The organism is Streptomyces sp. NPDC020597, assembly GCF_044335095.1.
GTDB lineage: Bacteria > Actinomycetota > Actinomycetes > Streptomycetales > Streptomycetaceae > Streptomyces.
The window spans coordinates 1-23146 of record NZ_JBIRUL010000039.1; the positions used below are offsets into that span (position 1 = coordinate 1).

Sequence of the window (23146 nt, forward strand, 5' to 3'; positions counted from 1 at the left end):
ACGAGCGCCAGTCCCGCAACTACCTGGCCTTTCTCGGCCTCGCTGCAACCCTGTGCTGCTACAAGCGGCTGGTCCGCCTCACCACATAGGACACCGTCTAAGCAGGCCAGGGCAGCCGCCCAGCCGCGCAGGGCGGACGCACGGGCTCCTGGAACCACGGTGCCCGATGCGGGCTTCGAGCGTGCGGGGGTCAACGGCCGGCGGGTGCGCTTTTGGCGTACAGACCCTCGGGCTGGGTGTCGCGATCGTGGGGCAGTAGCCAAAAGACGCGGCGCCGGAAGGCGCCCGAGGCCCGGGAGGGTTTGGCGGTGGGCGCCAGGAGAGCGTAGCCGACCATACGGCCGTCGCGGTGGTGGGCCGGGCGTCCCTTGCGGGTAGGCAGCCGATCCAGGCTTGGCGGACGTAATCGAGGTGCTCGATGTCTTCCAGCCACACGATGTCGGCTTCGTGGCTGATCTCGTCCTCGGTGATCAGGGAGCTCATGCGCTGGCCTGCTGTGGGCGTGGGGGACGTCGCTGAGCCGCTGCGGCGCAGCCGTGCCCGGCCCGGGTGGCGTGGAAGCATGACCAGGGGCGGACGGCAGCGGCGGGACGGATCCTCCAAGCGCGTGCAGCTCACCAGCGGGGACCACGGTGAGCCGAAGGACAAGAAGTCAAAGAGCCCGCGCAAACCGACTGTCCAGGGCGGCAAGGGATCACGCGCCGCGAAACTGCGCGAGGTCGAACGTTTCCGGGAAGCCATCCGCGCCGCCGAGCAGCGGCGCACCGCACGCCAGGACTCCCCCAGCACGGCGCTGCGGCCGACGCAGGCCGGCACGCACCAGATTCTGGGCCACTCCCCGACGCGGACAGACGCGGACACCACACTGCAGGCTCACCTGGCCGCCTGCATCCAGGCAGTCCAGACACACGACCGGAGCGGGCTGGCGGCTCACGCCCGTCGACTCGCCGACGCCGCCGACCGGCTCGACGCCAAGGCCGACCGCCGCCCGGGGATCGAACGGCCCGCACAGGCCCCGAGGCGGGGGCGCGTACGACCGAAGGCATCGCACCGGGCCGCCAGCGATCATCAACTGCAGGTGATCAGCAGGATCGATCCAGCGCGACGCAGCGGCGAGAGGCCGTTGGGATGGACGGTGTCACCGGCCGCTTCTTGCCGTTGGGGTCCGAAAAAGGGGACCTGGCCGGTTCGTTGTAGGCGCATGGCACCGCATACGGGCTTACGGCCAACCGACGGCTACGGCAGCGCCGTTCTTCCTTGCCGAGCCGCTTGAACCGGCGGCGCGTGGCCCGGTGGTCTACAGAGTGGTGTCCTCCCACTCTCCGGGCTGGTCGTAGATCTTCTGCAGCAGCTCGGCGAAGGCGTCGCTCTCCAGGAGCAGGCCGTTGTACTGCAGAGGGGTCCACTTGCCGTTGATCAGCGCGGTGGGGGTACCGGGGCCTTCGGGCTCCCCTGCTCCCCCGGCCTTCTCGTAGGCCTTCTGGGAGTCGGTGACGAAGTCGCGGTACTTCATGGACCTCACAGCCGCATCGAACTCCGGGCCGCGCAGACCCTTGACCTTGCCGGCCAGTTGAAGCAGGTAGGCATCCGTGTAGCCGTCGGTGCTCTCCTCGGGCTGGTTGGCGTAAAGCACCTCGTGGTATTCCACGAACTTGCCTTCCTCCAGGGCGGCCCGCAGTGCGTTGACCGCCTTCTTCGACCCGGTGCCGCCGACCCGGTCGTCCAGGAAGGAGGCGAGGGTGTATTCGGCTCTGACCCTGCGGTCGAGCATCGCTTCCCGCAGTTGCGGACCGCCGCCGGCGGTCTCGAACTTTTCGCAGTACGGACAGCGGGGATCCTCATGCAGGTGCACTGTCACCGGCGCGTCGGGATCGCCGACCGTGATGGTGGTGCCGTCCGCACCGAGTTTCTCCGGCAGTTCCTCTGCGCTCGCGAAGTCAGGCCCGTACCGCGCATGTCGCTGCCCACACCCCACCAACATCAACACTGCTGCCGCGCACACCACAGTCCACCGCCCCCTACGCACCATGCGTCATCCCCTCCCCTTGAGAACAGCGCGAACTCAGATCATCCGAACGACAACCGCACCAGGAATACCCCTCCCAGGCCCGCCCCGCGGGTTCTCTGCCGGCGAAGTCTCCGGTCCGTGTGTCTGGTGTGGCTGCGCAGCGAGGGTGGTGGTTTCCCAGCTCGTGTCGTCGCGGCCCATCGGCGACGCTCACAGAGAGCCAAGTCGCTTCCACAGTCCGGTGTAGGGGCGCCGGGCGAGGTGGAGCTCGGACAGAGGTGTGGGCGGGGACGGGCACGCACCCGCTCCTCGTCGACCTCGCCCCTGCCCATGTGCCGTGTCCAGGACCTGCGGCGCCGGCCGCCCGTTGCGGCCGCCCAGCGCCGCCTCGTGCGCCGACCGCTTGCGTGGCCGACCACGTGAATGTACGCGGCGACCGCCAAGGCGTGCGCTTACCGCAAAGGTGACCACCTCCGCACCTGCGGATACTTGGCTAGCCACATGATTGCTGTTACGGTAATTTTGTGGCTAGCCACACTTTCTCTTGAACCATCCCCCGCAGAACTGAGGAGATCCTATGGGTGCGCCTTCAGAGGGGCCGTACCGCCTTGGAGGAACGACTCATGTCCCACAAGAACTCTCAAGTGAAGCCTCCGATCAATCAACGCGTGCTGACCCTCGGCATCACCCCTGACGCGCTTTCGCCGGACGACTTTCCGCCGGGTGTCGCGACGCTCGAGGAACTGGTCGCCATGAGGAAGCACAGCTGGGCTGCGCTCCAGGCCACAGGCATCGACGGCGAGGCGGGCTATGTCAGCCTGGACCCTGACGAGGCGGAGGCCGAGCTGCGCCGGCTGTTCGACGGGCACTCGTTCGGGGTGGTGCTCATCGGCGGCGGCATCAAGAACGTCCCGGAGTACACCGTCCTGTTCGAACGGATCGTCAACGTGCTCATCGACCTCCAGCCCGACATCCGGTTGAGCTTCAGCTCACATCCGACGAACGTGCCCGAGGCGCTGCAGCGCTGGCTCGACAGGTCCTGACAAAGACGTGTCACGGAGCTGGGCGTCGGACGCGGCGATGGGTGATCAGGCAAGTGGCGAGGCCGAGGAAGGCTTCGCGGACGTCGTCGCGTCGCTCCCAGCGTTTCCTCAGCCGGCGAAAGCCGTGCGACCACGGCACGGCCGACCTCGTCTCCGTCGGCGCCCTATCGCCCGCCAACCCGGGACCCGGTCAAGCGGCTCCGCGCTGTCGCGTCGCTCAACACCCCCCGATCCAGCGACCTTCTACGACGGCGGAGCGGCCGACTACACCAACTACCCCACCACACCGTCTGAGGAACCGAACCATGCCCACACCCGAACCCCGCATCCCCACGACGGCCGGCGCAGGACCGATGAGCTACGCGATCTTCCAGCTCTCACGCGCCCACCGCACCTACGCCGCCGCCATGCTCCGCGAGATGGATCTGCATCTCGGACAGGAGATGCTGCTGATGCAACTCTTGGACCGGGACGGCCAGACCCAGTCCGAGCTGCTCGAAAGCGTCGGCCTGGATCACTCCACCGTCTCCAAGTCCCTTCGCCGCATGCAGGACGCCGGTCTGCTCAGCCGTGAGCCGGCCGCACATGACCGGCGCGTCATGGTGGTCCACCTCACCGACAAGGGCCGGGCGATGCGCGAGCCCCTGGCAGCCATGTGGCAGGCTCTGGAGGAGACCTCCGCACGGGACCTCTCGGCCCAGCAGACGGAGTCCTTCTTCCATACCGCCTACGCCATCGCCGACGCGCTCAACAGCCGCGCGCTGCCACGGGACGAGTCTGAGTAACTCCCCTCGGCTTGCACCCCGGTTCCAGTCTGAAGTGCACATCGGTTCCGGCCGTCCCGCGTAGTGGACGGTGCTGCAGGGCACTGAGCTTCCACCAACCTGAAGTAGCAGGTCAAAGTGCTGGTGTGACCGGATCGCGAGGTGCTCATGCTGGCCTCATGGAAGGCAGTCCGCGGGGAAGATCGTCCGTCAGCGTGCGACTTCGAGGCTCGTCAGGAAGCGCAGTGCGCGCAGAACACGGGTCGCGCGAGCGGGGGTCGGTACGAAGCCTGGTGAGGGTCCGTCAGTTTTTCAGGGTGGGCGAAGCCGTGCTCGACCTGCGCGCGTCCGACGGCGGAGGAGGACGCGGTTGGCGTCATTCTCGCCAGGGGTGAGTTCGCGGGTGCGGTTGGCGGTGAAGCCGGTGACGGTCACGGGGTCGCGTTCCTCGTTGTCCAGGCCGCGGAAGCCGAGGTCAGCGAGAGCACGGACGGTTCGGTCTGAGTGCAGTCGGCCCAGGGCTCGATGTCGGATTCCACACTCCGCACCCTGTGATGGAGGTCATGAATCGGGAGGCCGTCCGCGCCATCCGCAAGGGCGGAGCGGCATGCAGGCAGCATTGAACGCCGTACGGCGGGCCGGTGTGCCCAGTCCGGGTCAGGCTCGCAGGTAGGTGAGCACGGCCAGGACCCTGCGGTGGGTCCTGTCCGTCAGCGGCAGGTCCAGCTTCGTGAGGATGTTGCCGATGTGCTTGCCGATCGCCGCTTCGGTCACCACGAGCTCCTTGGCGATCGCGCTGTTCGACTTGCCTTCGGCGATCAGTGCCAGTACTTCGCGTTCGCGCGGGGTCAGCTGTTCCAGCGGATCGCGACGGCGGCGCAGCAACTGGCGCACCACTTCGGGGTCGACCACCGTTTCCCCGTCTGCCACCTTGTGCAGTGCTTCCACGAACTCCTCGACCTGGCCGACCCGGTCCTTGAGCAGATAGCCGACGCCCGTTCCGTCGCCGGAGTCCAGGAGTTCGGCAGCGTACGTCCGTTGCACGTACTGGCTGAGGACCAGGACCGGGAGTGTGGGGCGCTTCTCGCGCAGCCGGACTGCCGCGTGCAGGCCCTCGTCCTGGAATCCGGGCGGCATGCGCACGTCCGTCACCACGATGTCGGGGGCATGCTCTTGGACCGCGGCGACCAGTGCCTGCGCGTCGCCGACCGCCGACACCACTTCGTGGCCACAGCGGCTGAGCAGGCCGATGAGCCCTTCCCGCAGCAGCACGCTGTCTTCGGCCAGCACTACGCGGAGCGATCGTCCGCCTTGGTCAACTCGCAAGGAAACTCCACGCGTAACAGAGTCGGTCCACCCAGCGGACTGGTCAGGGCAAGTCTGCCATCCAGGACAGACACGCGGTCCGCGAGACCGGTGAGGCCGCTGCCCGCCGAGGCGTCCGCGCCGCCGCAGCCGTCGTCTCGAACTTCGAGGAACAGGCGTCCGTCGCGATAGCCGCCGCTCACCTGCGCGCGGTGGGCCCCGCTGTGTTTGGCGATGTTGGCCAGTGCCTCGCAGACCACGAAATAGGCCGCGGATTCGACCGCCTGGGTTGGCCGGCCCGGCAGTTCGAGGTCGACGTCGACCGGGACCACGCAGCGGTCGGCGGCGTCAGCGACCGCAGCTTGAAGGCCGTAGTCCGTGAGGACCTTGGGGTGGATGCCGTGGATGAGCTCGCGCAGTTCCGCGAGCGCCTTGCCCGCCTCCTCGTGGGCTTTGGTGAGCTGGTCGGCGAGCGGGCCGGGCGGGGCGTCGAGGCGTGCCAGCCCGAGGGCCATCGCCAGAGCCACAAGGCGCTGTTGGGCGCCATCGTGCAGATCGCGCTCGATACGGCGTCGCTCGGCCTCGAAGGCCTCGACCAACCGGACGCGGGAGCGGGCCAGTTCGATCACCTGGGCGCCGAGGTCGCCCTCGCGGGAGGCGATCAGCAGCCGGGCCAGCTCGGCGCGGGCGCCCGCCGTGACGCCGAGCACGTAAGCGCCCAGGGCCATCAGGAGCAGACCCAGTACGGCGACGCCGAACGCGGTCGGCCAGGTGGTGACCGTCCACTGCTCGAGCACCTTCGCCTCGTGGCCGTCGCCGACCTTGGCCATCAGCAGCGGGGTGGCGACCATGGACAGCGGGAAGAGCAGGGCGACCGTGATTGCCAGGGCGTCGACCGGCCACAGCAGCCCGGCGAACAGCACCGCGTACCCGAGTTCCCGCCAGGTGCCTTGTTCGCGGAGCCGGGTGGTCAGCCACGCCCACAGCCCCGGCACGGTCGGCACCTGGTGCCGGCCGGACACCGGGGTGCGGTCGACCAGGCGCAGCCTGCGCCGCTCCACCCAGGCCACTGGGATCCCGCTGAGGGCGACCACGACGAGCAGGGGCAGCCCGACCAAGAGGATGACGAGCGCACTACAGACCGCTGCCACCGTCACGATCCCCACCAAGGTGGCGACGCCGGTCACCGCGCCGGTGAGCAGATACGCGGCGGCGCGCCAGGGCCAGGCCGACAACAGGAAGCCCGGCCGCGACATGGCCTGCCACACGTTCCGAGGGTGCATGTGCATGACCGTAAGCGGGCCCCACGGTCCGGCGCCATCACTCCAGGGCCCGTATCCGGGGTAGGCCTGGCACTACCCCAAGTCTCCTCCGGGCCGTACTGCGTCAGGCGGGACTTCCGCGGTTTCGTAGAGGAACCAACGAGCCGAGGAGCAGGTACTGGTGGGGGAACATATGAGCAACGACGCAATCCGATTGCGCTCCGTAAGCCGGCGGTACGGCTCGGGCGGCACGTCCGTCACCGCCCTCGACGAAGTATCGCTCGCCTTCCCGAGAGGGACCTTCACCGCCGTGATGGGCCCGTCCGGGTCCGGCAAGTCGACCCTGCTGCAGTGCGCCGCGGGACTGGACCGGCCCACGTCGGGCTCGGTCACCGTGGGCGACACGGAGCTGACCAGACTGAGCGAGACCAAGCTGACCCTGCTGCGCCGCGAGCGCATCGGCTTTGTGTTCCAGGCCTTCAACCTGCTGCCCTCGCTGACCGCCGAGCAGAACGTGGCCCTGCCGCTGCGGCTGGCCGGCCGCCGCCCGAAGAAGGTCCAGGTGCGCGAGGTGCTCGAACAGGTCGGACTCGGCGACCGTGCACGGCACCGCCCGACGGAGATGTCCGGCGGCCAGCAGCAGCGGGTTGCCCTGGCCCGCGCCCTGATCACCCGCCCCGAAGTGCTGTTCGGCGACGAGCCGACCGGCGCGCTCGACTCGCAGACCAGCCGCGAGGTGCTGAACCTGCTGCGCGGCATGGTCGACCGGGACGGCCAGACGATCATCATGGTCAGCCACGACCCCGTCGCGGCTTCCTACGCCGATCGCGTCGTCTTCCTCGTCGACGGCCGGGTCAACGGTGAGTTGATCGGCGCCTCCGTCGAGGACATCGCAGCGCGCATGACGAAGCTCGAGGCGGCGCCGTGCTGAGCACCACGCTGCGCACCCTGCGCACCCGCTGGGTCACCTTCGTCGGCAGTTTCGTCGCCCTCTCCCTGGGCGTCGCGCTGATCGCCGTGATGGGGCTGGCCCTGGCGTCCTCGCTGGACGCTCCCGACCGGGGGCCGGAGAGGTTCGCCGCCGCGCCGGTCGTCGTCAAGGGCCGAGACACCCTTGAGGTGCCCACCTCGATCGGCGACCGCACCCAGAAGCTCGCGCAGCCGCGTGCGGTGCCCGCCGACGCGGTCGCGAAGCTGCGGGACCTCGGGACCGTCGTCGAGGACCGGTCGTTCGCCGTGCGAGCCGAAGGCAGCCCCGCCGATCTGGTGGGCCATCCCTGGTCCACGGCGGCCTTCGCGCCGTACCACCTCGACGCGGGACGCGGGCCCCAGGCCGCGGACGAGGTCGTCGTCAGCGGTGACTGGGCCCGTCCGGGCACCCGGGTGCGGACCGACCGCGGCACGGTGCGCGTCGTCGGCACTGTGGCCGGGCCGGGCTTCGAGAACGCCGTGTTCTACACCGACGCCCGCGCCGCCGAACTGTCGCCGCGCAGTCTCCAGCTCGTGGTCGACGCAGACGCGGCGGCCGTGCGCGAGGCGGTGCGCGGCAGCGCGGGCGTCCAGGTCCTCACCGGCAACACGCGCCGGTACGCCGACGCCGACCCCGACCGGGACAGCGAGGCCCTCACCGCGATGAACGCCATGTTCGGCACGGCCGGCGGCGTCACCGGTTTCGTGTCGGTGTTCGTGGTGGCCTCGACCTCGGCGTTCGCGGTGGCCCAGCGGCGCCGCGAGTTCGGGCTGCTGCGCACCGCCGGGGCGACCCCGGGACAGATCCGTCGCATGGTCGTCTACGAGGCGCTCGCGGTCGGTGTGCTCGCCTCGGCCGCCGGCTGTGTGCTCGGTTTCTACGGGGCTCCGAAGCTCGCCGAGTGGGCGGTCGCCGAGAGCCTCGCGCCCCGCTGGTTCACCATCGGCGACTACACCTGGCCCTACCACACGGCGTTCTGGACGGGCCTGTTCGTGGCCCTGTGCGGCGTGGTGACCGCGTCCTGGCGGGCGGGACGCACCGGTCCCACCGAGGCACTGCGCGAGGCGTCCGTCGACACCCGGCCGATGACCTGGGGCCGCCGGCTGTTCGGTGCGGCCCTGCTGATCACCGCCGCGGTGACGCTGTTCCTGACCCTGGCGACGAACCCGGGCGACCTGCTGCAGCGCAAGACCTATGTGAGCCGGCCGATGCTGCTGATCACCGCGGTCGCGCTGCTCGCACCGGTGCTGGTGCGGCCACTGGCCCGGCTGATCACCTGGCTGCCGGCCCAACTGCCGGGCGCCGGCGGGATGCTGGTGCGGGAGAACGCCGCCGCCGGGGTGCGCCGCACCGCCGCCGTCGCGGCGCCCGTGCTGGTCACGGTGGCGCTGGCGGGCTCGCTGCTCGGTGCCACCGCGACCCTCAACGAGGCGAAGGCGACCGAGGTGCGCGAGCAGACGGCCGCCGACTTCGTGATCACTGCGGCGGGCGACGCCGGCTTCGACGAGGCGACGCTGCTGCGGCTTCGGGCCGTGTCCGGCGCCGAGGCCTCCGCGAGCTCGTCGAGCGCCGTGTACGTCCTGGAGGACGGCGTGGCGCTCACCAGGTCCGATGCCAGGGCCGTCGAGCCGGTACCGCTCGCGGCAACGACCCGTCTCCCACTTGCCGCGGGGAAGGTGAGCGACCTGGGCGACGACTCGATCATCGTCAACGAGGAGTGGGAGAAGCACACCGTGGGCGAGCAGGTGGACGTGTGGCTCGGTGACGGCACGAAAAAGTCCCTGAAGATCGCCGCGGTCATGACCATCGGCACCGGCGACAACGGCGTCTACGTCACCCCGCGCAACGCCCCCGCGGCACCCGTCGACCGGGTCGACGTACGCCTCAGGGACGGTGCCGACGCGGGCACCGTGGCCGCAGGTCTGCGTCAGGCGGTGCGAGCATCGGGCGGGCAGGTCCTCACCAGGGACGCCTGGGTGCGTGCGACGTACCCCGAGACCGACCGGACAACCCGGATGGGGTTCCTCCTGGTCCTCGGGATCGCTCTCCTCTACACCGGCATCTCGCTGGCCAACACGATGGTCATGGCGACCTCCGACCGGGTCCGCGAGCTGGCTGTGCTGCGGCTGGCCGGCGCCACCAAGTGGCAGGTGCTGCGGCTGGTGGGCGTCGAGACGCTGATGGTGGTCATGCTCGGCGGACTGCTGGGAGCGTTGGTCGCCGGGCTCAACCTGGTGGGCATGTGGAGCGCGCTGGGCCTGCTCTCGGTGTGGACGTCCATCGAGATCCCGGGGGCGACGCTCGCGGCGGTCCTGGGTGCCTGCGCGGTGCTCGCCGTGACCTCGGCGGTCGTTCCGGCCGGTCTCTCCCTGCGCCGTAGTGCGGTGGAGCTGGCGGGCGTACGCGAGTGACGTCTGACCGGCGCCAGCATGCCCGGATGCCGCCGTTCCCCCAGCCCATCCGGGCCTCCGCCCCCACCAGCAAGCGTCGCTGCTGAGGCATGTGGGGAGCGGTGAGCATGTTCGGCCCTGCTGCGCAATGGCAGGTGTCCGTAGTCGAAGGCGCTGACGTGCAGCCGGTCGTCGGTGGCGTCCAGGAGGAGGCCGGCGAGGGCGGGGATCGGCGGGCGGCCGGGGAGGCTGCGTGTGGCGTAGCCGACGGCGACCGCGAGGTGGGACTGTTCGTCATAGCGGATCTCCGCATCACTTGATGTCACGGGCCGCGCGCTTAGAGCTCGTAACACGATCTTGTCGAACAGTCCTGGTCGACCGTGACCGATGTGACGATTCAGCCGTTCGAGATGGTGTAACTGCCCGGCCATGGACCGTGGACGACGACCTGTGGGCGCTGATCGAGCCGCTCCTGCCGCCCTGGCCCGAGAAGGCTCCCGGTCCGCGCCGGTGCCGGACCGGCTGTGCCTGCAGGGCATCCTGTACGTGCTGTACAACGACATCGCCTGGCAACTGCTGCCCCTTGAGCTGGGATTCGGCTCGGGACAGACCTGCTGGCGGCGCCTCGAGCGCTGGCAGCGGGACGGAGTCTTCGACCAACTGCACCGCATCCTGCTCGCCAGGCTGCACGCGGCCGGCGAGCTGGACTGGTCCAGAGCCTGCGTCTATGGCTTCCACGTCCGCGCCAAAAAAAGGGGGGAGCCGACACCGGTCCGTCGCCGGTCGGCCGGCGGAAGACGGGCGGCAAACACCACCTGATCTGCGACGGACGCGGCACCCCGCTCAAGGTCATCACCACCGCGGCCAACGTCGACGACGTCACCCGGACCCTCGCCCTCGTCGACGGCGTCCCACCCGTCGCCGGCCGCCCGGGTTGACCCCGCCGCCGCCCCGAGGCCCTCCTCGGCGACAAGGGCTACGACTCCAACCTCAACCGCCACGACCTGCGGAGACGTCGGATCCTGCCGGTCATCTCCCGCAAGGGCTCTCCGAACATCGAGGGCCTCGGCAAGCTCCGCTACGTCGTCGAGCAGACCTTCGCCCTCCTCCACCGGTTCAAACGCCTCGCCGTCCGCTGGGAACGCCGCACCGAACTCCACGACGCCTTCGTCTCCGTCGCGTGCAGCCTCATTTGCTGGAGACGCCTGCAGAAGGCCAACTCATGATCGTGTTACGAGCTCTTACGGGGGGTGCGCGGGATGGGTGAGAAGATTTGGCCAGGATGCATTTCGCCATCTTCGATCAGCCGTTGAGTCATGGCGACTTTGTCTCGGGCTGGGCGGCCGACTTGGTCGTAGCGATCTCGGGCACGTCGGATGTACTCATTCACTGACCCGAGAGACAGGTTCAGTTTTCGCGCGACCATGGCCTTGGTCATTCCACCTGTGCACCAGGCCAGAAGTACCCTGATCTCCTGCGCGGTCAGGTTTGGTTTAGTAGATGCAGAGTCGGCAACGATCAGACCCGCGTGCCTCGGAGCAGTGTACTTATGCCCTTTCGCTGCAGCCTGGATGGCGCAGATCAGGTGATTTTCGCCCTCAGCCTTTGTGACGTAGGACATGATGCCTAGTTGACTGCATTCAAGGATCACCTCGGCTGACTCCTCTCCGGAGAACACCACGACGTTGCGGCCTTGGTCGACCAGCTTGCGTAGGTGGAAGAGCTCATGCACGTCCTCCTGCTGCAAGCCCAGATCGAAGACGACCACGTCGGCCTTTGCTCCTTCTCCGGTCCATACACGGGCGAGTTGGTCGCCAGCGGAGATCACGTGGATGGGGGGTTCGGCGCGGGAGCACAAGTCGCGGACTCCGCGGATCACGACATGGTGATTTTCACAGATCACAACGGTGATGAGCTGGTCTGCCACTGTGCCTCCGTACTAAAGGTGGTGCCGTCTGTGTCCAGGAAATTTTCGGTCGCAATCGCAGTATGGACGCAGGACGGAATGTCGATACCCCCGCAATCTCCCACTGCTTGCACGGAAATGAAGTTCGGCGTGAAGACAACGGTGATCTGGGCCCAGCTCCTGCTTTGCGCAAGGACGTGGAGGGAATTGCTACTCAGCAGTTCGCGGATGTCGTCTGGTGGGTCGGCAGGATGGCCGTAGGTGGCGATCTCGGCTCTGACGTTGCGGCGACCCGCCGTGTCCACAAACTGCCTAAGGTCGTGGATGAGTTGATTGGGTACGTCGTCGTTCTCTGAGAAGAGCCGCCGCATTCGAGCTGCCTCGATCCAGCAGGCACGTTGGACGTTGGGGTCGTTGCCGTCGAGGCTCCCGTCGGCCAGGCCTCTGAGGAGGGGGGCGGCCGTGTGGGCCAGGTCTGCGTAGCTGTTGTTGAGTTCTTGCGCGGTCTGTGCGGCGACGTGCTCGGCGTGCCGGATGTTCTCAGCCTGGGCCCGGGCGACTTCTGCCCGACGTGCCGTTTGCCGAAGTGCGGTGGCTGCCATACCGCAGGCCAGGGGGAAACCGATGGCACCGATGGAGCCGCTGACAAAGTTCAGGATGCCGTCTTCATTGGCGGGTCCTTTGAGCATGAGGTTGGTGAAGGTGATGAGTTGGTGCACGGCGAGGAAGGTGGCCAGTTGAGTCATCGGCCGGTCCAGGAGAAGTATCACGCCGATCCATCCGACAGTGCCGAACGCCCAATCCGCGGCGGTGGCCGGCGCTCCGGTGGGCAGGGAGAGGCAGGACAGGATCGATGCAGCGAAGGCGAGAGCCACCCCGATCCACCGGGCGCTGCCCCAGATGGTGTGACGCCATGTAAGTGCGCCCTCAGTAGCCGTGACGGTCACGAGGATGGTCCATGCGAGAACTTGCATCCACAGTGGCCGGTAGATGCTGGTGTTGCGCAGCCAGCTCATCGAGAGCAGGACCGTCGTAGAAATGACGAGCACGGCGATACGCAGGTGCCGCAGGAATTCTGCCGTGGTGGGGTCGTCATCGGCTCGGTGGAAGGGTTTCATCGTCGCCACTCCAAACGAACGGTGGTGCCTCGGCCAGGCCGCGAGGAAATCTCAGCAAGCCCGCCGACCTCTTTGATGCGCTGCTGAATCGACTCCCTCACGCCGTGGCGGCTATTTGGTACGCCTCCGGTGCGGAAGCCGCGGCCCTGATCAGCGATGGAGATGCACACAGTGCCTTCCTCGGCCTGCACGGTGACTCGGCAGTGATCGACACCAGCATGATTGGCGACGTTGGCGATTGCCTCGCTCGTTGCACCGGTCAGCGCCACAGCGATCCGTCGCGGCAGTCGTAGGGCTTTGGGGTGGCTGAAGTCGACTCTGATCATCGTCAGGTCGACAATGCGCTGCAGTTGGGGGATCAGGTCGCTGTCCTCGGTTCCGGTGTCCTCGAAAGACAGCAGCTTTTCCAAGTCCCTGCCGGCCTGTTCGGCCAACAACTCTCCAGGGATTTTGTTCGAGCCGGTGCCCACCCACAAAAGAGTAGTAGCCGCAGTATCGTGGAGGGTGCGGTTGTGTTCGCGCTTGGCAGCCCGGACTGCTGTCTCAGTCGCCTGTTGCGCTCGAGCTGACTCTGCGTCTGTTGCCGCGTCGTCGGCGAGTTTCGCACCGCGCTGCATCAGCGTCCACAGCATGCGGGCGAGACCGGCGACGACGACGGACCATCCTGCGGTCACCAGGCTGTCGAGTGATCCGTGTTCAGACAGCGCGTTGGCGGTGCCCGCCATGGCGCCGCCCAGCACCAGCCCGGCCGCAATTGCACCCAGGCGCCAGCCAGCCGAGTACTGGTAGCCCACGCATGCGAACGCGAGAAAGGGCAAGAGCCACGATCTGCCATGCTCCAGCCACTGTTGCGGAACCGTCCAGGGGGTGCTGGCGGCCAGTATCGCCAAGACCAGGGCATCGACCATCGTGGCCCAGGCTCCGGGCTGGCGGCGCATGGCCCTTACGTAGACAAGGCTCCAGGTCGTCGTCAGTGCCAGCAGCATGTAGGTCACCGAAGGGGACGGCGTTGTTCGCGCAGCCAGCGTGGCTACGGCCAGTGTCGGCAACCCGGTCGCTATCCGCATCGCACCGTCATAGCGGCGGCCCAGCTCGCGTAAGTGTGTGACCGCGCTACCCACGTCGGCCATCGAAGTCCCTCCCCCGCATGCGGATGCCGGCCGGACGGTCACGGCGCGCTCTGCACCACATCATTGTGGCGGTGAACGCCGGGGCCACGCTGTCGGTCGTTCGTCCGACAGCGGGTGAGGCACGTCGTCGATAGCGTTGCCAGCAACAGCGGCTCGCTGCGGGCCTGCTGGTCTTCGTCGGACAACGAGAAGGGCACCATGTCCAGCACCGCTTTCCGCCGCCGGGCGGCGGGCTTCGCCACCGTCGTCCTGTGTGGCTTCGGCCTGCTCACGGCCCAGGCGTCCCCGGCCTCGGCCTCCACCGCCCCCGGCGTGAACGCAACGCCGTTCAACGAGGGTGACGAGTACTGGGACACCGACGGCTGTACGGGCGTCAAGGATTCCAGCTCCTACTTCGACTTCCACCACGCCTGCAAGCACCACGACGGCTGCTACAAATTCCACTGGTCCGACCGCGCGACGTGTGACCAGTGGTTCCGCAATGACATGGAAGCCTCCTGTAACGCATTGCATGCCAATCAGGCCTGCTATGTCGTCGCACGGCTGTACTACTTTGGCGTGCGCGCCTTCGGTGAAGTCCCCTGGAGCATGCACAACATCGAGGTGTCCATGGGGCAGTTCATCACCGATCTGCAGGACTTGCAGAACCCCCGCTAACCAGTACAGTGCCCCGCCGTGCCCGGGAACCGGTGCGGCGGGCACGGCACCAACGAGCCAGAGGAGCTGTGGTGAGTTCGTCCTCCGATCCGAGCCCGCCCGGGCCCTTCCTTCCGCTGCATACCGCTGTCGTACTGCTCATCGGCGTGCTGATCGGGCTCGTCGCCGGCGGCCTCGCCTTCCTCGCAGACAGCCCACTGCCTCTGTGTACCCTCACCGGCCTCGGCGCCACCGGCAGCAGCGTCCCCATGCTCCGCTCCCTCATCGGCCGTAACGAATAGGTGCTAACAAGGGCATGCATCAAAGCAGTTCCCATTTAACCCTTAGTGCACGTCGTTGAAGCGGCGCGCGACCGCACCACGAGGGCGCGCGCTGCCAACATGTCAGGCCAGGAGCCACCATCCCCTGGCCCCGAGCGGCAATTCGACACCGGCACAAGGGAGCTGGGGCGAGAGCTATCGTCAAGACCTGTGGATCATCGGTCAGAACCAGTTGATCATGTTCTTCAGGAACCGGGGGGATTTCGCGTGGATTATCGCGTTCGCTCGCCAGGTCTTCCCGGCCTCGACGCTGGCGGTTGTCACTCCGGCCCGTCCGGCCCGGTTTTCTGCCGGCGTCAGGTGACCGTTGGCGATCAGCATCCCGACCCGGGTGAGCGCGATGCCGAGGTAGCGGGCGGCTTCTGGCTGGGACGTCCAGGCGTCGTCCTCGACGCGGTCTGCCTCGATCAGGAAGTAGCCGCGTTCCCTTCTCGGCCTTGACCGCCGCTGCCGGCGTTCTCCGCCACGGCGTGGTCGCGGTCCTCTACGTTGTAGATGTCCTGGATGGCCTTCTTCGCGTCCGGCTGCGCAGACTTCGGCATGACGTCGAGGACACTGGGCGTTTTGTGAACCCAGCATCTCTGCTCGCCGGTTTCGGGAAACACCTCGGCCAGGGCCTTCCAGAAGCCCAGGGCGCCGTCGCCGACCGCCAGCACCGGGGCGTGCATGCCCCGGCGGGCGCAGTCGCGCAGCAGACCGGCCCAGAACCCGCCGGACTCTCGGTAGCCGTCCTTGAGCGCGACCCGTTCCTTGAAGCCGTCGGCGCGCACCCCGATGAGGACCAGGACGCAGGCTTTGGCCTCCTCCAGGCGACGTTGAGGTGGATGCCGTCGGCCCACAGGTACACGTGGTCGACCTCCGTGAGGTCGCGGTCCATGAACGCGGCGTGGTCGGCCTGCCCCTGCTGGGTCAGCCGCGTGACCGTGGCCGGGGAGTGCCCGGCGAAACTGCCGCGGAACTGCTCGAGTGCGGGCACGAAGTCACCAGAGGACAGACCGTGCAGATGGAGCAGCGGCAGCACCTCGCTGATCTTCGGCGAGGTGCGGCACCACGGCGGCAGGATCGCCGAGGAGAACCGCTCACGCTCGCCGGTGACTTCGTCGACGCGCTTGTCGTTCACCCGCGGAGCCTTTACCTCGACCACTCCGGCCGCGGTGGTGATTTTCCGCGGCTGGTGGTAGCCCTTGCGGACCACGAGCCGCCGACCCGTCTGGGCCCACTGGTCGGCCAGCTCGGCTATGTAGGCGTTGACTTCGGCCTCCAGCGCGGCGGCAAGCATTCTTCTTGCGCCATCCCGAACGATCTCGTCCATCAGCGTCGACCCGTCCTGCGTGGAGCCGCCATCGTTGGCTACGGTGAGCACGGACGTACCTTCCCGAGGAGGTTGCGGGCGGACACAGCAAGAGCACGAGATGGTCGTTAGCGAGAAGAAGGCGCTCGGGTGGTCCAGTTCCAGTCCGTGATGGTGGTGCGCATCAGGCGGGCCGCGGCGGACAGGTGGCTGTCGGGCGCCCAGTACAGGGTCACGGTCCGGCGCGAGGTGGGGTCGTCGAGGGGGATCCAGGCGAGTGGGGCGCGGGTGTTGCTGTGGCGGGCGGATGCGGGGACGAGGCCGATGCCCAGGCCGGCGCTGATCAGGTCGGCGATGGCGCTGTGCTCGTCGCTCTCGCACACGATCTTCGGGGTGAGGTCGTGTGCGGTGAAGAGTCGATCGAGCAGGCGGCGCAGCCAGTGTCCGTTGCGGGCGGTGATGAACGGCAGGTCGGCGAGGTCAGTGAGGGTGACGGATGCGCGTCCCGCCAGTGGGTGATCGAGGGGGAACGCTGCGCCTACCCGCTCCTCGAACAGTCGCGTCGCCTCCAGTCCGTCGGCGTGGATGGGTTGCGAGGCGACGCACAGGTCGATTTCCTTGGCGCGTAGCCGGCGAGCCATGTCCTCGGGCGGCGACCAGTGGAGTCCGATCTCGACGGCGGGATGAAAACGTTTGAAGGCCGCCAGCGGCCCGGTGAGGGTGAGGAAGGTCTCCGACGCCAGTCGCACCGTGCCCAGACCTTGGTCGGCGGCGTCGGTGACGGCCCGACGTCCTGCCTCGAGCTCGCCGAGGGCGCGCTCGACATGGTCGCGGTAGAGCCTGCCGGTGTCGTTGAGCCGGAGCCGCCCGCTGCGGTCGAACAGGGGCGCGCCCAGCTCGGCCTCGAGCCGAGCGATGGTGCGGCTCAGCGAAGGCTGGGCGATGTGCAGTTCGTCGGCGGCCCGGCTGAGGTGTTCCAGTCGCGCGACCACCAGGAACTGCCGAAGCGCGTTCAGCTCCATCATGCCCCCCGAGGCATAACCGCTTAGCAATATTGATCTTAGACAAGATAGCTCAGTAGTCATAGCTTCGGTGTTGCAGAAGTCGAACGACCCACGAAGAAGGGACACTCCGGTGACGATGCCTACGCCATGCAAGGCGGACGAAGCCCAGATCCGTCGGCAGATTGACAAGATCGCCGAAGGGCTGCGAGACAAGGATCTTGAGAGCCTGGAGCGGCTCTACACGACGGACGTCGTGTCCTTCGACGTCGAGCCGCCGCTCCAGCACGTCGGGGTCGCGGCCAAATCCGCGAACTGGGCCAACGTGTTCGCGTTCTTCGAGACCGTGACCTACGAGGTCCGGGACCTCGCCCTCGCCGTGAGTGACGACGTGGCCTTCGGACACGCATTCGCCCGCCTCAGCGGCACGCTGAAGAACGGCACGGTCACGAGCGGCATGTGGGTCAGGATCACCTACGGCCTGCGGAAGATCGACGGCGCCTGGCTGATCGCCCACGACCAGGTATCGGTGCCCTTGGACATCGCCTCCGGCACGGGAATGACCGACCTCGAGCCCTGACACAACCACTCACCGAGACCAGCCACGCCCTGCGTGACCCCGAACCCACGGAGACGACCATGCAGCCCATCCCCGCGACCGTCACGATTCCCGACTACCTGGTCGGCACCTGGAAGGCAGACCCGGCCCACTCCGAGATCGCCTTCTGTGTGCGCCACCTCATGATCAGCAAGGCTCGCGGTCGGTTCACCGACTTCGACGTCACGATCGTCACGGGCGAGGACCTCCTCGACTCCTCCGTCACCGCTACGGTCGATCTTGCATCCGTCGACACCGGCAACGCGAGGCGAGACGATCACCTGCGCACCGCCGACTACCTTCAGGTCGAGAAGTACCCGACGATGGACTACCGCTCGACCGGGATCCGCCGGAGCGAGGACTGCTGGATCATCGACGGTGAACTGACGCTGCACGGCGTCACGCGGCAGGTGCCGCTGGCAGTGGAGGTGAACGGGTTCGGCACCGACCAGTGGGGTGGGCAGCGGGCCGGATTCTCGGCGACCGCGGAGATCGACCGGTGCGACTTCGACATCGACATCAGTGTCCCGCTGGACGCCGGCGGCGTCGCCGTCGGCAGCAAGGTGTGGATCGGCCTCGAGATCCAGGCCGTCCTCCAGAGGTGACCCGCCCCGGACCGCCGGCCACCCGCCGGTCCACGACGAGTGGCGAAAGCGGGCCCGTACCTGGCACTGGTCACAAGGGCGTGGCGTCTTCCGGCCCGGGCGAATGGCCAGAGATCATCACCGACTTCGGCGGCTACCGAGGCTGCTACCTCCCCTGCGGCAAACGACGAACATGAAGCCACGTGCGTTAACTGATCGTTTCAGAATGACTCCGGCCGATAGCAGCAATTCTGTTGGCACTTGTACAACTGAGTTGAACCGCTCTGGGTCTGATGGATGCTCGATTCCCTGAGAGGATCGAGTGATGGCGCGTCCGTCCCCCTACCCTCCCGAGCTTCGTGAGCGTGCGGTGCGCATGGTCGCGGAGATCCGCCCCAACTACCGCACGGAGTGGGCCGCGATGAAGGCGGTCGCCGCGAAGCTGGGCGTCGGTGCTGCTGAGACGGTGCGGACCCGGGTCCGCAAGGCCGAAGTCGATGCCGGCCGGCGTCCGGGCGTGACCTTCGTCGTGGACGTCGACGACGGCCAAGGCACTCCTGGGCGGAATGTGGAACAACTACCAGGACGCCCTGGGCATCGAGGCACCGGAGAACCGCGCCGACTACAGCCGGTTCAACGACAGCGTCTACATCCCCAGCAGGTTCAGCGGCGCGATGCCCAACGGGGACACGATCAACTCCTCCTCGACCTTCGCTTCGCTCCGGTCCTTCTACAAGAGCGACCCGGCATGGTCGTAGATCGAGGCCTACCTGAAGGGCGGCGCGGTGCCGTCGTTCACGTACCACCGGTTCTGGGCCCAGGCGGACACAGCCCGGGCCATGGGCTCGTACGCGCAACTCCTCCAGTAGCCCCCCGCTGAGACCGCGTGCGCGGCCCCGTCACCCGACGACGGGTTCACCGGCCGGGCGGCCCCTTCCCCCTTGGGGGCCGCCCGGTGCCCGGGCCCGACATCTGTCGAGCCCATTCCAGCCCGCACCACCGACCGCTTCAGAAATCACCTCAAGACACCTGCACCGATCTCCTTGTCAGGAACATGATCCTCTCCTACAGTCCCAGCGAGATCGCTCTTGGGAGCGCTCCCAATCCCATGCAGAAGCCCTCGCCCCCCAACCGCCGCGGAGGACCCGCATGCAACCGTCACGTCACCAAGTCCGCAGGACGCGCGCGCTCTGCGGTGCGCTGCTGACCACGCTCGTCGCGCTGACCGCGCTGCTCACCGGCGCTACGGCCTCTCAGGCCGACACGACGATTTGCGAGGAGTTCGGCAGCACCACGATCCAGGGCCGCTACGTCGTGCAGAACAACCGCTGGGGCACCAGCGCCACCCAGTGCATCTCCGTCACGAACTCGGGCTTCAGGATCGCCCAGGCCGACGGCTCGGTCCCGACGAACGGCGCCCCGAAGTCGTACCCGTCCGTCTACAACGGCTGCCACTACTCCAACTGCTCGCCCGGCACGAACCTCCCGGCCCGGCTCAGCACCATCGCGAGCGCACCCTCGGGCATCTCGTACAGCTACGTGAGCGGTGCGGCCTACGACGCCGCCTACGACATCTGGCTGGACCCGACACCCCGCACCGACGGCGTGAACCGCACCGAGATCATGATCTGGTTCAACCGTGTGGGGTCCGTGCAACCGGTGGGCTCGCCCGTAGGTTCCGCCACGGTGGGCGGACGCCAGTGGCAGGTGTGGTCCGGCAACAACGGCTCCAACGACGTCCTGTCCTTCGTCGCACCGTCGGCCATCGAGAGCTGGAACTTCGACGTGATGGACTTCGTGCGGCAGACGGTCTCCCGCGGACTCGCCCAGGACAACTGGTACCTGACGAGCATTCAGGCAGGCTTCGAGCCGTGGCAGAACGGGGCGGGCCTGGCCGTGAACTCGTTCTCCTCCACGGTGAACCCCGGTAGCAGCACCCCCGGCGGCCCCGGCACCCCCAGCGGTCCCGCCGCATGCAAGGTGGCCTACGGCACGAGCGTCTGGCAGGACGGCTTCACCGCCGACGTCACCGTGAACAACACCGGCTCCGCACCGGTCAACGGCTGGAACCTCGCGTTCACGCTGCCGTCGGGGCAGAGGATCACCAACGCCTGGAATGCGACTGTCTCGTCGTCGACGGGGGCCGTGACGGCCACCAACGCCGCGCACAACGCGTCCATCACACCAGGCGGACAGGTCTCCTTCGGGTTCCAGGGCACCCATGGCGGCAGCTTCGTCAAGCCGGCCGCTTTCAGCCTCAACGGTACGGCCTGCACCATCGCGTAACCCGCAGGGGGTTCTCCGTCCGGGGCTCGCCCGACCGGGCACATGCCGACTGGGCGGGCCTCGCTCCTCTCCTCCCGGAATCCCCTGCTCCCGGAGCTCCTCCTCTCCTGGAACTCCTCCCCTCCTGGAACTCCTTGCCGTATCCGACGAAGAGCGCAGAGCAGACACTCCGCAACCAGCAGCACCCCACCTCCCCTTGGCTGACACGGCACGGGTTCCGCGCGGAAGGCGTGTGCCCGGTTCCTTCGGCCCGTAAGATCGGCCAGGGGAGGTGGTCATGGGCACGCGACGCGTCGGCACGCCGACGTTGGAAGAGGTGGCCGCCCACGCCGGGGTGGGGCGAGGCACGGTCTCCCGCGTCATCAACAACGCGGCAGGCGTGAAGGCATCGACGCGCCGAGCCGTGCAGCAAGCCATCGAGGAACTGGGGTACGTCCCTAATCTCGCGGCCCGCTCCCTGGCCGGCCAGCGCAGCAATGCCGTCGCTCTGGTCCTGACCGAGCCCGACTGGAGAATGTTCGCGGAGCCCTTCTTCTCCGAGATCGTCCGCTCCCTCGGCGACGCGCTGGCGGACATAGGGATGCAGCTGATGCTGACCCTGGTCCGCTCGGACGCCGACCGGAAGCGGTTCCTGGAATACGCGCGCGGCAGCCGGGTCGACGGCGTCCTGCTGCTGTCCGTGCGCGCCGGGGACCGGCTGCCGGACATGCTTGCAGAGGCTCGGTTGCCGACCGTGATGCTGGGTCGCCGCTCGGGCGACGAGTACGTCAGTTACGTGGACGCGGACAACGTCGGGGGCGCCCGCAGCGCCGTCTCCCACCTGGTGTCGCGCCGCCGCACGACGATCGCCACCATCACCGGGCCGCTGGACATGGACGCCGCCCAGTGCCGACTCCGCGGCTATCAGGACGCTCTGGCGTTGGCCGGCCTGAACAGCGAGAAGTCCCTGGTCGCCGAAAGTGACTTCACGCAGGACAGTGGATGCCGCGCCATGACCGAACTGCTCGAACGCCACCCGGAGATCGACGGTGTTCTCGCAGCGTCGGACACCACGGCCGCGGGGGCTCTGCAGGCGTTGCGGGCGGCAGGACGGCGCGTGCCGCAGGACGTGGCCGTGATCGGCTTCGACGACTTTCCACTGGCCCAGCGCACAAGACCGCAGCTCACGACGGTGCGTCAACCGCTGGACGAGATGGGCCGGGCCATGATCCGGCTGCTCCTGGAGGACATGGAGGAGCCGTCAGTGGCCTACCGCCATGTCATTCTCCGTACGCAGCTGGTCGTCCGCGAGTCGACCTGAGGCTTGTTCCTTGACATTCGTCCCTACTCTGACGCCCCCTCCTAATGGGCTGATCATGACGAGCTGATCCGACCCACTGGTTCGGTGCGGCACGAAGATGAACAGTCTTTGTCCGGCGGCAACGTCAGTGATGGTGTCGTGCGCGTCGGGGACACCGTTCGCCGTCCGGCCGGACCATGGACTCCCGTTGTGCATGCCCTGCTTGCCCTCCTGCACGAGGTGGGATGCGGCGAGGCGCCTCGTCCGCTCGGCATTGACGAACAGGGACGTGAGGTCCCGACCTTCATGCCGGGAGATGTGGTCCGGCCCGACCGGTTCCCACTGATCGAACCCGCTCGACGACTGGCTCGCGTGGCACGGCCGATCAGGGACTTTCACGACGCCGTGCAGGACTTCACGCCGCCGTCCGATGCACGGTGGCAGACGCTGATCCCTGCTGAGGGCAGTGGCATCATCGCCCATAACGACCTGGCCCCCTGGAACCTCGTGGTCGCAGACGCGGCACAGTGGGCCTTTCATCGACTGGGACACTGCAGGTCCCGGCTCGCGTCTGTGGGAATTCGCATACGCCGTTCACGGGTTCGTCCCGCTGTCCGCGCATCCGGACTGGGTAGAGCCCGCACGCGGCGGACCGACTGCGAGTCCTCGCCGACGCCTATGGTCTGGGTGAGTCCGAACGGCGTCTGTTGGTCCCCGTGCTGGGGCGCCGTACGCGTTCCATGCACGACTTCCTGCGCGACCAGGCAGCCCGAGGAGTCCGGCCCTGGGCAAGGCTGTGGGCTGAAGGTCACGGCGACGACTACGGGTCGCTCGTCATCGATCCGTGCCCGCCTTCAACGACGGGCACGGATCCGGCGCCGTCCGGCCGGATGCTGCTCGAGTCCGCGGGTGGAGTCGGGACGCACGCTGGATCACAGATCGGCCGTTCGGATTCCTCCGCGCGGGCCTCGATGACCGCCCGCTTGTTCATGCTCGTGATTCCACGGCTGAGCGATCTTTCATACCGGTGCCAAGGCTTTCCTCGTCCGCGGGGGCGGGGAGCGGAAAGAGAAGGTCTTCGACGGCGTCCAGCGCAAACAGGGCCGCCATCATCACCACCGGCATCACGAGCGCGAGGACGAGCATGAGACCTCCCCGTGACGGTGACCTGGAGCCGATCAGCTGGCTGGTCTTCAGGATGCGGCCGAACGGTTGACGCCGCATTTCGGACCGC

General features: G+C 67.8%; 20 protein-coding genes and 8 pseudogenes. 15 read left to right on the forward strand and 13 right to left on the reverse strand.

Annotated elements, in window-relative coordinates; genetic code table 11:
* Positions 1 to 89, forward strand: a pseudogene (locus tag ACH4ZA_RS36455) (IS5/IS1182 family transposase); the annotation flags it as partial.
* Positions 90 to 190: 101 nt separating this feature from the next.
* Here ACH4ZA_RS36455 and ACH4ZA_RS36460 read toward each other — a convergent pair.
* A pseudogene (locus ACH4ZA_RS36460) lies at positions 191 to 564 on the reverse strand (DUF6009 family protein).
* A gap of 43 nt (positions 565 to 607) precedes the next feature.
* Between ACH4ZA_RS36460 and ACH4ZA_RS36465 the strand changes: the two are divergent.
* The gene (locus ACH4ZA_RS36465) at positions 608 to 1273 is read left to right on the forward strand and encodes a hypothetical protein (protein WP_398433407.1); all 666 of its coding nucleotides are present in this window, start codon (positions 608 to 610) and stop codon (positions 1271 to 1273) included.
* Positions 1274 to 1297: 24 nt separating this feature from the next.
* Here the strand turns inward: ACH4ZA_RS36465 and ACH4ZA_RS36470 are convergent, their stop codons facing one another.
* Positions 1298 to 2029: a DsbA family protein gene (locus ACH4ZA_RS36470; protein WP_398433408.1), complete on the reverse strand. Its 732-nt coding sequence runs from the start codon at positions 2027 to 2029 to the stop codon at positions 1298 to 1300.
* Positions 2030 to 2631: 602 nt separating this feature from the next.
* Between ACH4ZA_RS36470 and ACH4ZA_RS36475 the strand changes: the two genes are divergently transcribed.
* Complete coding sequence (locus tag ACH4ZA_RS36475; RefSeq protein ID WP_398433409.1) at positions 2632 to 3051, forward strand: hypothetical protein; 420 nt, start codon at positions 2632 to 2634, stop codon at positions 3049 to 3051.
* A 10-nt stretch (positions 3052 to 3061) separates the two neighbouring features.
* On the opposite strand, the pseudogene ACH4ZA_RS36480 reads toward ACH4ZA_RS36475, so the two are convergent.
* A pseudogene (locus ACH4ZA_RS36480) lies at positions 3062 to 3193 on the reverse strand (IS5/IS1182 family transposase); the annotation flags it as partial.
* 163 nt (positions 3194 to 3356) lie between these two features.
* Here ACH4ZA_RS36480 and ACH4ZA_RS36485 point away from each other — a divergent pair.
* Complete coding sequence (locus ACH4ZA_RS36485; RefSeq protein ID WP_398433410.1) at positions 3357 to 3836, forward strand: MarR family winged helix-turn-helix transcriptional regulator; 480 nt, start codon at positions 3357 to 3359, stop codon at positions 3834 to 3836.
* 636 nt (positions 3837 to 4472) lie between these two features.
* Here ACH4ZA_RS36485 and ACH4ZA_RS36490 read toward each other — a convergent pair.
* Both ACH4ZA_RS36490 and ACH4ZA_RS36495 read right to left on the reverse strand, forming a co-directional pair.
* Entirely contained in the window at positions 4473 to 5105 is a 633-nt protein-coding gene (locus ACH4ZA_RS36490; RefSeq protein WP_398433411.1) for a response regulator, read from the reverse strand.
* Positions 5105 to 6376 (reverse strand): sensor histidine kinase, encoded by a 1272-nt coding sequence (locus tag ACH4ZA_RS36495; RefSeq protein ID WP_398433460.1) that lies wholly within the window; start codon positions 6374 to 6376, stop codon positions 5105 to 5107. Before ACH4ZA_RS36495 ends, ACH4ZA_RS36490 begins: the two co-directional genes overlap by 1 nt.
* A 199-nt stretch (positions 6377 to 6575) precedes the next feature.
* On the opposite strand from ACH4ZA_RS36495, the gene ACH4ZA_RS36500 reads away from it, so the two are divergent.
* A complete protein-coding gene (locus tag ACH4ZA_RS36500) occupies positions 6576 to 7313 on the forward strand; it encodes an ABC transporter ATP-binding protein (protein ID WP_398433412.1) in 738 nt (245 codons plus the stop codon).
* Positions 7307 to 9763, forward strand: a complete 2457-nt coding sequence (locus ACH4ZA_RS36505; protein WP_398433413.1) for an FtsX-like permease family protein — start codon at positions 7307 to 7309, stop codon at positions 9761 to 9763. The genes ACH4ZA_RS36500 and ACH4ZA_RS36505 overlap by 7 nt, the downstream gene beginning before the upstream one ends.
* A 200-nt stretch (positions 9764 to 9963) precedes the next feature.
* Here the strand turns inward: ACH4ZA_RS36505 and ACH4ZA_RS36510 are convergent.
* Positions 9964 to 10173 (reverse strand): annotated as a pseudogene (locus ACH4ZA_RS36510) (hypothetical protein); the annotation flags it as partial.
* A gap of 5 nt (positions 10174 to 10178) precedes the next feature.
* Here ACH4ZA_RS36510 and ACH4ZA_RS36515 point away from each other — a divergent pair.
* A pseudogene (locus ACH4ZA_RS36515) lies at positions 10179 to 10968 on the forward strand (IS5 family transposase).
* A 5-nt stretch (positions 10969 to 10973) separates the two neighbouring features.
* On the opposite strand, the gene ACH4ZA_RS36520 reads toward ACH4ZA_RS36515, so the two are convergent.
* Genes ACH4ZA_RS36520 through ACH4ZA_RS36530 form a run of 3 tightly spaced genes read right to left on the reverse strand, consistent with a single transcriptional unit; the run spans position 10974 to position 13896 of the window.
* Entirely contained in the window at positions 10974 to 11669 is a 696-nt protein-coding gene (locus ACH4ZA_RS36520) for a response regulator (protein WP_398433414.1), read from the reverse strand.
* Positions 11642 to 12766, reverse strand: a complete 1125-nt coding sequence (locus tag ACH4ZA_RS36525) for a hypothetical protein (RefSeq protein ID WP_398433415.1) — start codon at positions 12764 to 12766, stop codon at positions 11642 to 11644. The genes ACH4ZA_RS36520 and ACH4ZA_RS36525 overlap by 28 nt, the downstream gene beginning before the upstream one ends.
* Positions 12763 to 13896, reverse strand: a complete 1134-nt coding sequence (locus tag ACH4ZA_RS36530) for a sensor histidine kinase (protein WP_398433416.1) — start codon at positions 13894 to 13896, stop codon at positions 12763 to 12765. The genes ACH4ZA_RS36525 and ACH4ZA_RS36530 overlap by 4 nt, the downstream gene beginning before the upstream one ends.
* A gap of 198 nt (positions 13897 to 14094) precedes the next feature.
* Between ACH4ZA_RS36530 and ACH4ZA_RS36535 the strand changes: the two genes are divergently transcribed.
* Positions 14095 to 14553, forward strand: a complete 459-nt coding sequence (locus ACH4ZA_RS36535; RefSeq protein ID WP_398433417.1) for a phospholipase A2 — start codon at positions 14095 to 14097, stop codon at positions 14551 to 14553.
* Between the two features lie 71 nt (positions 14554 to 14624).
* Entirely contained in the window at positions 14625 to 14834 is a 210-nt protein-coding gene (locus ACH4ZA_RS36540) for a hypothetical protein (protein WP_398433418.1), read from the forward strand.
* A gap of 201 nt (positions 14835 to 15035) precedes the next feature.
* Here the strand turns inward: ACH4ZA_RS36540 and ACH4ZA_RS36545 are convergent, their stop codons facing one another.
* From ACH4ZA_RS36545 to ACH4ZA_RS36555, 3 genes and pseudogenes are all read right to left on the reverse strand, one after another.
* Positions 15036 to 15194 carry a DNA-binding protein gene (locus tag ACH4ZA_RS36545; RefSeq protein ID WP_398433419.1) on the reverse strand — a complete coding sequence of 53 codons (159 nt, stop codon included), beginning with the start codon at positions 15192 to 15194 and terminating at the stop codon, positions 15036 to 15038.
* A 146-nt stretch (positions 15195 to 15340) separates the two neighbouring features.
* Positions 15341 to 16236: pseudogene (locus ACH4ZA_RS36550) on the reverse strand (IS256 family transposase); the annotation flags it as partial.
* Between the two features lie 56 nt (positions 16237 to 16292).
* Complete coding sequence (locus ACH4ZA_RS36555) at positions 16293 to 17189, reverse strand: LysR substrate-binding domain-containing protein (RefSeq protein WP_398433420.1); 897 nt, start codon at positions 17187 to 17189, stop codon at positions 16293 to 16295.
* A gap of 115 nt (positions 17190 to 17304) precedes the next feature.
* On the opposite strand from ACH4ZA_RS36555, the gene ACH4ZA_RS36560 reads away from it, so the two are divergent.
* The 6 genes and pseudogenes from ACH4ZA_RS36560 to ACH4ZA_RS36585 all read left to right on the forward strand — a co-directional run bounded on the left by ACH4ZA_RS36560 (position 17305) and on the right by ACH4ZA_RS36585 (position 21933).
* A complete protein-coding gene (locus tag ACH4ZA_RS36560) occupies positions 17305 to 17745 on the forward strand; it encodes a YybH family protein (RefSeq protein ID WP_398433421.1) in 441 nt (146 codons plus the stop codon).
* Between the two features lie 59 nt (positions 17746 to 17804).
* Positions 17805 to 18368 (forward strand): YceI family protein, encoded by a 564-nt coding sequence (locus ACH4ZA_RS36565; protein ID WP_398433422.1) that lies wholly within the window; start codon positions 17805 to 17807, stop codon positions 18366 to 18368.
* Between the two features lie 304 nt (positions 18369 to 18672).
* Positions 18673 to 18870: pseudogene (locus ACH4ZA_RS36570) on the forward strand (IS3 family transposase); the annotation flags it as partial.
* A 16-nt stretch (positions 18871 to 18886) separates the two neighbouring features.
* Positions 18887 to 19216, forward strand: a pseudogene (locus ACH4ZA_RS36575) (glycoside hydrolase family 48 protein); the annotation flags it as partial.
* A 280-nt stretch (positions 19217 to 19496) separates the two neighbouring features.
* Positions 19497 to 20633, forward strand: coding sequence for a cellulose binding domain-containing protein (locus ACH4ZA_RS36580; RefSeq protein ID WP_398433423.1), 1137 nt, complete (start codon positions 19497 to 19499; stop codon positions 20631 to 20633).
* Positions 20634 to 20910: 277 nt separating this feature from the next.
* Positions 20911 to 21933, forward strand: coding sequence for a LacI family DNA-binding transcriptional regulator (locus ACH4ZA_RS36585; RefSeq protein WP_398433424.1), 1023 nt, complete (start codon positions 20911 to 20913; stop codon positions 21931 to 21933).
* A 966-nt stretch (positions 21934 to 22899) separates the two neighbouring features.
* Here ACH4ZA_RS36585 and ACH4ZA_RS36590 read toward each other — a convergent pair.
* A complete protein-coding gene (locus ACH4ZA_RS36590) occupies positions 22900 to 23058 on the reverse strand; it encodes a hypothetical protein (protein WP_398433425.1) in 159 nt (52 codons plus the stop codon).
* Between the last annotated feature and the right edge of the window lie 88 nt (positions 23059 to 23146).